Genomic DNA, 9,288 nt, shown 5'->3' on the forward strand with positions numbered 1-9,288 from the left:
CTCCTGGCCCTGATGCGGGAGCGTGGGATCACCGCCACGGCCATGGAGGTCTCCTCCCACGCGCTGGAGTTCCACCGCGTGGACGGCGTGCACTACGACGTCGCCGGGTTCACCAACCTCACCCAGGACCACCTGGACCTGCACGGGTCCATGGCCGAGTACTTCGAGGCGAAGGCCCAGCTGTTCACCCGGGAGCGGACGCGGCGCGCCGTCGTCGTGCTCTCCCCGGACGAGCCGTGGAGCGGTGCCATGGCGCAGCGCGCGAGGGAGAACCTCGGTGCGTCCGCCGTGACCACGGTGGCCCTGCGCGGCAGCGACACCTCCGCCGCGGAGGCCGCCGACTGGACCCTGCGCTCGCTGACCCGTCAGGGCATCGGGAACTCGTTCGTGCTGCAGCACGCGGACGGCCGGGTGCTGCGCGTGCACACGGGACTGCCCGGGGACTTCAACGTGGCCAACGCGGCACTCGCGGTGCTCATGGTGCTGGACTCCGGCGTGGCCCTCGACCGGCTCCAGGCGGCCCTGGACGAGCACGACCCGCTCACCGCATCGGTTCCGGGACGCATGGAGCTCGTGGGAACCGAACCCACCTCGCTCGTGGACTTCGCGCACAACCCGGACGCCCTCGTGCGGGCACTGCGCTCCGTGGACCCGCGCGAGGACGACGGCCGCGTGATCGTGGTCTTCGGGGCCACCGGCGAGCGCGACACCACCAAGCGTCCCGTCATGGGCCGGGTGGCCGCGGAGGAGGCCGACGTGGTGATCGTCACCGACGACGACCCCCACCGGGAGGACCCGGGCCCCATCCGCGAGCAGGTGGCCCAGGGTGCCCGGGAGGCCGTGGCGAACGGCGCCCGGGCGGCGGAGGTGCTGGTCATCGCGCCGCGCGCCACGGCCATCCGCACCGCCGTGCGCATGGCCCGGCCCGCGGACTCGATCGTCGTGGCCGGGCGCGGGCACGAGACGGCACAGGATGTCAACGGCGTGGACATCCCCCTGGACGACCGCGTGGAGCTGCGCGACGCCCTGGCGGAGATGCACATGCAGACGAAGGAGCAGAAATGATCGCCATCACCGCCGCGGAGCTCGCGGAGGCCGTGGCCGGGCGGCTCGCCGGGGTCCCGGACCCCGGGGCCGTGACGGTCTCGTCGGTCACCACCGACTCGCGCGAGGTCACGGACGGCACGCTGTTCGTGGCCAAGCCCGGGGAGACGACGGACGGCCACCGCTTCGTGCCGCAGGCCGCCGCGTCCGGTGCCGCGCTGCACCTCACGCAGCGCGAGGTCGTGGACGAGTCGGGGACCCCGTACCCCTGCGTGGTGGTCGAGGACGTCGTCCTGGCCATGGGCGCACTCGCGAGCCACGTGCTGGAGCGGCTGCGCGCAGAGCATCCCGTGACGGTCGTCGCCGTCACGGGCTCGGTGGGCAAGACCACCACCAAGGACCTGCTGCACGGGATCTTCGGCGCCGAGGGCCCCACCGTGGCCCCGCGCAACTCCTACAACGGTGAGGTGGGCGTCCCGCTCACGGTGTTCACCGCCACCGAGGACACCGCGTACTTCGTGGTGGAGATGGGTGCCACGCACATCGGCAACATCCGCTACCTGTGCGAGATGGTCCGCCCGGACGTGGGTGCCGTGCTGTGCGTGGGCACCGCGCACGCCGGCGAGTTCGGCGGCGTGGAGAACATCGCCCGCGCCAAGGGCGAGATGGTCGAGTGCCTCTCGGCGCGGGGCACGGCCGTGCTCAACGACGACGACGCCCGCGTGCGTCCCATGCGCGAGCGCACCGAGGCGCACATCATCTCGTTCGGCCAGGGACCCGACGCGCACGAGACCGGCCACGACGACGCGCGCGTGTGGGCCGAGGACGTCACGGTGGGCGCGGACGGCTGCCCGTCCTTCACCCTGCACTTCCCGGACGGCTCGGCGTACCCGGTGCACTCCCGGCTGATCGGAGCCCACCACGTCACCAACCTGCTCGCCGCGGCGTCCGTGGCCCTGGGCGCCGGTGTGGACCCGGAGCGCATCGCCGCGGGGCTGGAGGGCACGGCCGCGCGCTCGCGCTGGCGCATGGAGCGCACCGAGCGGGCGGACGGCGTGACCGTGATCAACGACGCCTACAACGCCAACCCGCAGTCCATGAAGGCCGCGCTGCAGACGCTCGCGCAGCTCGGACGCGGGGACGCCGAGCACCCGCCGCGGCGCACGATCGCCGTGCTGGGCGGGATGTACGAGCTCGGTGAGGACTCGATCGCCGCGCACGCGGACCTCGGCCAGCTGCTCGTGCGGCTCAACATCTCGCATGTGGTGGCCGTGGGGGACACGGCCCGCCCGGTCCACACCGCCGCCACGCTGGAGGGCTCGTGGGGCGAGGAGGCCGCGTGGGTGCCCGACGCGGAGCACGCCGAGGAGCACCTGCGCTCGGTGCTGCGCCCCGGGGACATCGTGCTGCTGAAGTCCTCGAACGCCGCCGGACTCAACCACCTGGGTGACCGCATCGCGGCGTCCGGGTCCGACTCGAACGACCAGGAGGGCTGAGCCCCATGATCCAGTTGCTCATGGCAGCGGGGCTCGGTCTCGTGCTCTCGATGTTCGGGACCCCCGCCCTGATCAAGGTCCTCGCGCGCAACGGCTACGGCCAGTACATCCGTGACGACGGCCCCACCTCCCACCAGACCAAACGCGGGACTCCCACCATGGGGGGCGTGGCCATCCTGCTGTCGGTGGTGGCCGCGTACCTGATCACCCACCTCGTCAGCGTGATCGCGTGGCCGGAGAACGGGGGAGTGACCCTTTCCGGGCTGCTCGCGCTCGGGCTCATGCTGGGCATGGGCCTGGTGGGCTTCCTGGACGACTACAAGAAGATCTCCAAGAAGCAGAACCTCGGTCTGACGGCCGCGGGCAAGATGGTCCTGCAGGGCGCGATCGGCAGCGCCTTCGCGGTCCTCGTGCTCTTCTTCCCGGACGCGGCGGGCAACACGCCCGCCTCCACGGCCATCTCCTGGACCCGGGACACCGGGATCGACCTCGCCTTCGCAGGACCCGTGGTGGGGCTGATCCTCTTCGTGGTCTGGGTCAACCTCATCGCCACCGGCACCACCAACGCCGTGAACCTCACGGACGGTCTGGACGGGCTCGCCACCGGCGCGTCCCTCCTGGTGTTCAGCGGGTACATGCTCATCACACTGTGGCAGGCCGGGCACCTGTGCGAGAACGTGGCGCAGACCGCGTGCTACGCGGTGCGGGATCCCATGGACCTGTCGGTCGTGGCCGCGGCGCTGGTGGGCTCCCTCATCGGCTTCCTGTGGTGGAACACCTCCCCGGCCAAGATCTTCATGGGGGACACCGGTTCCCTGGGCCTGGGCGGCGCCCTGGCCGCGTTCGCGGTGCTCTCCCGCACCGAGCTGCTGCTGGTCCTGATCGCGGGACTGTTCGTGGTCATCACGATGTCCGTGATCCTGCAGGTGGGCTACTTCAAGCTCTCCCACGGCAGGCGCATCTTCAAGATGGCGCCCCTCCAGCACCACTTCGAGCTCAAGGGCTGGCAGGAGGTCACCATCGTGGTGCGCTTCTGGGTCATCGCCGGGCTCTTCGTGGCGGCCGCGCTGGGCGTGTTCTACGGGGACTGGCTGCTCCACAACGGCGGCGCGTTCCCGGGCACGGAGGCCCTGCACTGACGCCCCGCCCGGTGAGCACCGGGCACCCCGCTCCACGACCCCCGCACGGACCCCTGAGGATGAGGCAGACACCGGACATGATGCACGCGAGCAACGAGAACCCCGTCCTGGACAATCCCCGGCTGGCGGAGCTGACCAGCTGGGACGCGCCGTGGTCCGGGCTGCGCGTGGTCGTGGCCGGGATCGGCGTCTCCGGCTTCGCGGCGGCGGACACCCTGATCGAGCTCGGGGCCGTGGTGACGGTCGTGGACTCGGGGGACACCGAGCGCAACCGGCAGAGCGCGGACACCCTGAAGATCGTGGGGGCGAGCGACGTCGTGCTGGGCCCGGACGCCATGACGAGCCTGCCGGATGTCGCGGGGGAGCGCCCGGACCTGGTGGTGACCTCACCCGGGATCCGGCCCACCCACCCGCTGCTCGAGGCCGCGCGCGCGGAGGGCATCCAGATCTGGGGGGACGTGGAGCTCGCGTGGCGCGTGAGCCGGCGCCGGGGGCGCAGGACCCCGCAGTGGCTGTGCATCACCGGGACCAACGGCAAGACCACCACGGTGGGGATGACCGCGTCCATCCTGCAGGCCGCCGGGCTCAAGGCCGTGGCCGTGGGCAACGTGGGAACGCCCATCCTGGACGCCCTGCGCGATCCCGTGGAGTACGACGTCCTGGCCGTGGAGCTCTCGAGCTTCCAGCTGCACTGGGCGCACTCGGTCTCCCCGGTGGCCTCCGCGGTGCTCAACGTGGCCGAGGACCACGTGGACTGGCACGGCAGCTTCGAGAACTACCGGGCGGACAAGTCCCGCGTGTACGAGAACACCCAGGTGGCGTGCGTCTACAACGCCGAGCAGGAGGGCGCCGAGGAGCTCGTCGCGGCGGCGGACGTGGTCGAGGGCTGCCGTGCCGTGGGCTTCACCACCCAGCACCCGGGGCTGTCCATGCTGGGGGTCGTGGAGGACCTGCTCGTGGACCGCGCGTTCGTGGCGGACCGCGTGAAGACCGCCGCGGAGATCGGCTCGGTCGCGGACACGGGGGAGATCCCCACGCGCCACGGCGTCGCCAACGCCCTGGCCGCCGCGGCCCTCGCGCGCGCCGTCGGAGTCGAGCCCGAAGCCGTGCGGGACGGGCTGCGTGCCCACCGTCCCGGCGACCACCGCATCCAGCTCGTCGCCGAGACGGGCGGCGTGCGCTGGATCAACGACTCCAAGGCCACCAACCCCCACGCCGCCCAGGCCTCGCTCTCCGCCTTCGACCCCGTGGTGTGGATCGCGGGCGGGCTGTCCAAGGGCGTCACCTACGACGATCTCGTGCGTCGTCACGCGCCCCGGCTCAAGGCGGTGGTCGTGATCGGCACGGACGACGCCGCCCTGCTGGACTCCCTCGCGCGGCTCGCCCCGGACGTGCCCGTCCTGGTGGCCACCCCGCGGGCCGAGGGGGACGGTGCCCCCGAGGACGGCTCCGACCCCGCGGACGGCCACGCGGTCATGCGCCGCGCGGTGCGCCTGGCGCGCGAGCAGGCGGCTCCCGGGGACACCGTGCTGATGGCGCCGGCGGCCGCGTCCATGGACCAGTTCAACGACTACGCGGACCGCGGCACCGCGTTCACCCACGGCGTCCACGAGGAACTGGGGTTCTGATGGCCACCCGAACCACCGGCACCGGACCGGTCACGGGCACCACCCGGAGCGCGCGGCCGGACGCCGCACCCGCTGCCGGGCGCGGCGGTGCGGCGCTGAGCACCCGTGCGCGCCACGTCTGGCACCACGTCACGGACGGGCCGCTCGTCCACTCCTACTACGCGCTCGCCGGGTGCGTTGTCCTGCTCACCGGCATCGGCGTGATGATGGTGCTCTCCGCCTCCGCGGTGGAGTCCATCTCGGACTCGCGCTCCGCGTACTCCCTCTTCGCCAAGCAGGCGGCGTTCGGACTCATCGGCCTGGTCCTGATGGTCGTGCTCTCGCTCGTGCCCACCCACGTGTACCGGAAGGCCGCCTGGCCCGCGTGGCTCGTCAGTGTGCTCGTGTCCGCGCTCGTGTTCACCCCGCTGGGACGGGAGGTCAACGGGAACCGCAACTGGCTCGTGGTGGGCGGGCAGTCCATCCAGCCCTCCGAGCTCGCGAAACTCGCCCTGAGCATCTGGCTCGCCGCGCTCTTCGCCCGCCAGGGCCGGGAGGTGGCGGACGACTGGAAGAAGGCCCTGTGGCCCTCGCTCCTCGGGTTCATCGTCCCCACCGGTCTCGTGCTCGCCGGAGGGGACGCGGGCACGGCCATCGTCTTCGCCATGATCTACGCGGGCGCCCTGTGGTTCGTGCGCGCACCCCTGAAGATCTTCGTCGGCGGCGCGGCGCTGCTCGTGGTCGTGGGCCTGTTCCTGGTGGTGACCTCGCCCCACCGCCTCGACCGCATCACGGGCTGGCTGTTCGCGGACTGCGGCGCCACGGACGCGTGCTGGCAGGCCCAGCAGGGCCTCAACGCGCTGGCCACCGGGGGCTGGTGGGGTGTGGGGCTCGGCCAGTCCCGGCTCAAGTACAACTACGTGCCGGAGGCGCACAACGACTACATCTTCTCGATCATCGGGGAGGAGCTGGGACTGGTGGGCGCCACCATCATCCTGATGCTCTTCATCGTCGTGGTCGTCGCCATGGCTCGCATCCTCACCCGCACCCGCAGCACGTTCGTGCGGATCACCACGGCGTGCATCACCACCTGGATCGTGGGTCAGGCCTTCGTGAACCTGGGGATGGTCACCGGGCTGCTGCCGGTCATCGGCATCCCCCTGCCGTTCATCAGCTACGGTGGATCAGCCCTGCTGACCACCATGGCCGCCGTGGGCGTGGTGATGTCCTTCGCCCGGGTGCCCCGCACGGTGCGCGTCCGCACGGACCGCGGACCGGGCGGTGACGGGCAGGAGCGCATCCTGGACGCGCAGGAGGCGCGCGAGCGCGGCTACGACTCTGAGCACGAGGGCTCCCGCCCAGCCTGGACCCGCAGCCTGGGCGGCCTGATCGGAAAGGCACGACGATGACATCCACCGAGGACTCGCACCAGCACCCGCAGCGGGCGGGGTCAGCACGAGTGGTGCTCGCTGGCGGCGGCACTGCGGGGCACATCAGCCCGCTGCTGGCGATCGCCCACGCGGTTCAGGAGGCACGGGCGGACGCGAGCGTGTGCGCCGTGGGCACGGCGTCGGGAATGGAGACCCGTCTGGTGCCGGAGGCCGGAGTGCCCCTCGAGCTGATCGAGCGCGTGCCGCTGCCCCGCCGTCCCTCCGCGGACCTGCTCCGCCTGCCGCGGCGCATGGCCACGGCCGTGCAGCAGGCCGGGTGCATCCTCGACTCCCAGCAGGCCACGGTGGTGGTGGGCGTGGGCGGGTACGTGTGCACGCCCGTGTACCTTGCCGCGGCCCGTCGTCGCATCCCCGTGGTGATCCACGAGGCCAACGCCAGGCCGGGACTTGCCAACCGGGTGGGCGCGCGCTTCGCCACGGTGGTGGCCACGGCGTTTCCCGACACGCCCCTGCGCGGTGCCCACACCGTGGGCATGCCCATGCGGAGGGAGATCGCCACGCTCGACCGTGCGGCGCAGCGCGCCTCCGCACGCACCGCCCTGGGACTCGAGCCGGACCTGCCCACCGTGGTGGTCACGGGCGGCTCGTCCGGGGCGCAGTCCATGAACCGCACGGTGGCCGCGGTCGCACGGGAGATCGGGGGCTCCGGCTACCAGCTGCTCCACGTGACGGGGCGCACCAAGGAGGTGCGCACCCCGGACGGTGAGCTGCTGCGCGCCGAGAACTACGTGCAGACCGAGTTCGTGGACGGCATGGAGACGGTCTACGCCGCCGCGGACCTGCTCGTGGCCCGAGCGGGTGCGGCCACGGTGTGCGAGGTGGCTGCCGTGGGCCTGCCCGCCGTGTTCGTGCCCCTGCCCATCGGCAACGGGGAGCAGGCGCTCAACGCCCGCTCGCTCGTGGCCGCAGGGGGCGCCGAGCTCGTGCCGGACGCTGAGTTCACCCCCGAGTTCTACCGGCAGACCGTGACACCGCTCGTCACGGACGCCGCTCGTCTGGAGCGCATGGCGCGGGCCTGCGCGGCGCACGGCGTGCGCGACGCCGCGCAGGTGATGGCGCGGCTGACCCTCGACGCCGCGCGCGCCTGATCCCCTTCCCCTCGCCCTCAGGAGAGTTCCCCGTGACCAGCCAGCAACCCCTCGACCCCCACGCCCTCGGGCGCGTGCACTTCATCGGCATGGGCGGGGTGGGCATGTCCGCCGTGGCCCGCCTGCTGCTCGCCCGCGGTGTGCCGGTGAGCGGATCCGACGCCAAGGACTCGGCGGGGCTGCGCGAGCTCGAGGAGCTCGGCGCCACCGTCTTCGTGGGACAGGACGCCTCCAACGTGTCCGGCGCCGCCACGGTGGTGGTCTCCACGGCCATCCGGGAGAGCAACCCCGAGCTCGCCGCCGCCCGCGCCGCCGGTCTGCGTGTGCTGCACCGCTCCGAGGCGCTCGCGGCGGCCATGCACGGCCGTCACGTCATCGCCGTGGCGGGGACCCACGGCAAGACGACCACGAGCTCGATGACCGCCGTGGCCCTGCGCACGGCCGGGCTGGACCCCTCGTGGGCCATCGGCGCGTTCGTCGCGGACCTCGGTGCGAACGCCGGTTTCGGGGACGGCGACTGGTTCGTCGCGGAGGCGGACGAGTCCGACGGCTCGTTCATGGCCTACCACCCGCGGATCGCCGTGGTGACCAACGTGGAGCCCGACCACCTGGACCACTACGGCAGCGCCGAGGCGTTCCACCGCGCGTTCGACGAGTTCTCGGACACCGTCCGTGAGGGCGGCACCCTGGTGGCCTGCGTGGACGATCCCGGGGTGGCGCGCCTGGCGCGGCGGCGTCGTGAGCTGGGTGCCGCGGTGCTGACCTACGGGACGGACGGCTCCGCGGACGTCCACGTGTCGCAGGTGCGTCCCGCGGGCACCGGCGCCACGTGCCGCCTGAGCTTCCCCGCGGGGGAGGGACGCCGCGAGGTGGAGCTCGCGCTCGCCGTGCCGGGTGCCCACAACGTGGCCGACGCCGCGGCGGCCTTCGCCGCGGGCCTCGCCGCCGGCGGGGATCCCGAGCTGCTGCTTGCCGGGCTCGGGCAGTTCCACGGCTCCGCCCGGCGCTTCGACCTCAAGGGAGAGGAGGGTTCCGTGCGCGTCTTCGACGACTACGCCCACCACCCCACCGAGGTGGCCGCCGCTCTCGGTGCCGCCCGGGACGTGGCCCAGGGCCACCGTGTGCTCGCGGTGTTCCAGCCCCACCTGTACTCCCGCACCCGCGAGTTCGCGGAGCCGTTCTGCCGTGCCCTGGAGCTCGCGGACCTCGCGTGCGTCACCGACGTCTTCGGTGCCCGGGAGCAGCCCGAGCCGGGCATCACCGGTGCCACGATCACGGGGCACGCCCGGGATGCCCGCGTGGTCTCCACCCCCACCATGCAGGAGGCGGTCGCGGCCGTCGTCGAACGGGCCGAGCCCGGCGACGTCGTGATGACCGTGGGTGCCGGGGACGTCACCGCGCTCGGCCCGCAGCTGCTCGCGGCCCTGGCCCGGCGCTGATGGCACGCTCCACGCCCCCGTCCC

Annotated in this window: 7 protein-coding genes; all 7 read left to right on the forward strand. The window is 72.7% G+C overall.

The annotated features are described in order from the left end of the window. A partial coding sequence (locus CWC38_RS09565) for a Mur ligase family protein (RefSeq protein ID WP_133306246.1) occupies positions 1-1,065 on the forward strand: 1,065 nt, incomplete at its 5' end. Continuing rightward, on the forward strand, positions 1,062-2,540 hold the full coding sequence (locus tag CWC38_RS09570; RefSeq protein WP_121846529.1) for a UDP-N-acetylmuramoyl-tripeptide--D-alanyl-D-alanine ligase: 1,479 nt from the start codon (positions 1,062-1,064) through the stop codon (positions 2,538-2,540). The genes CWC38_RS09565 and CWC38_RS09570, both read left to right, overlap by 4 nt. Positions 2,541-2,545: 5 nt before the next feature. Further along, positions 2,546-3,679, forward strand: coding sequence for a phospho-N-acetylmuramoyl-pentapeptide-transferase (mraY, locus tag CWC38_RS09575; protein WP_121846530.1), 1,134 nt, complete (start codon positions 2,546-2,548; stop codon positions 3,677-3,679). A gap of 77 nt (positions 3,680-3,756) precedes the next feature. Next, complete coding sequence (murD, locus tag CWC38_RS09580) at positions 3,757-5,307, forward strand: UDP-N-acetylmuramoyl-L-alanine--D-glutamate ligase (protein WP_121846531.1); 1,551 nt, start codon at positions 3,757-3,759, stop codon at positions 5,305-5,307. Continuing rightward, positions 5,307-6,695 (forward strand): putative lipid II flippase FtsW, encoded by a 1,389-nt coding sequence (ftsW, locus tag CWC38_RS09585; RefSeq protein WP_121846532.1) that lies wholly within the window; start codon positions 5,307-5,309, stop codon positions 6,693-6,695. The genes murD and ftsW overlap by 1 nt, the downstream gene beginning before the upstream one ends. Beyond that, the gene (gene murG / locus CWC38_RS09590; RefSeq protein WP_121846533.1) at positions 6,692-7,825 is read left to right on the forward strand and encodes an undecaprenyldiphospho-muramoylpentapeptide beta-N-acetylglucosaminyltransferase; all 1,134 of its coding nucleotides are present in this window, start codon (positions 6,692-6,694) and stop codon (positions 7,823-7,825) included. The genes ftsW and murG overlap by 4 nt, the downstream gene beginning before the upstream one ends. Before the next feature lie 32 nt (positions 7,826-7,857). Beyond that, positions 7,858-9,264: a UDP-N-acetylmuramate--L-alanine ligase gene (murC, locus tag CWC38_RS09595; RefSeq protein ID WP_121846534.1), complete on the forward strand. Its 1,407-nt coding sequence runs from the start codon at positions 7,858-7,860 to the stop codon at positions 9,262-9,264. The last annotated feature ends 24 nt before the right edge of the window (positions 9,265-9,288 follow it).

Origin of the sequence: Kocuria tytonicola, from assembly GCF_003687455.1 — a bacterium.
GTDB classification, from domain to species: Bacteria; Actinomycetota; Actinomycetes; order Actinomycetales; family Micrococcaceae; genus Kocuria; species Kocuria tytonicola.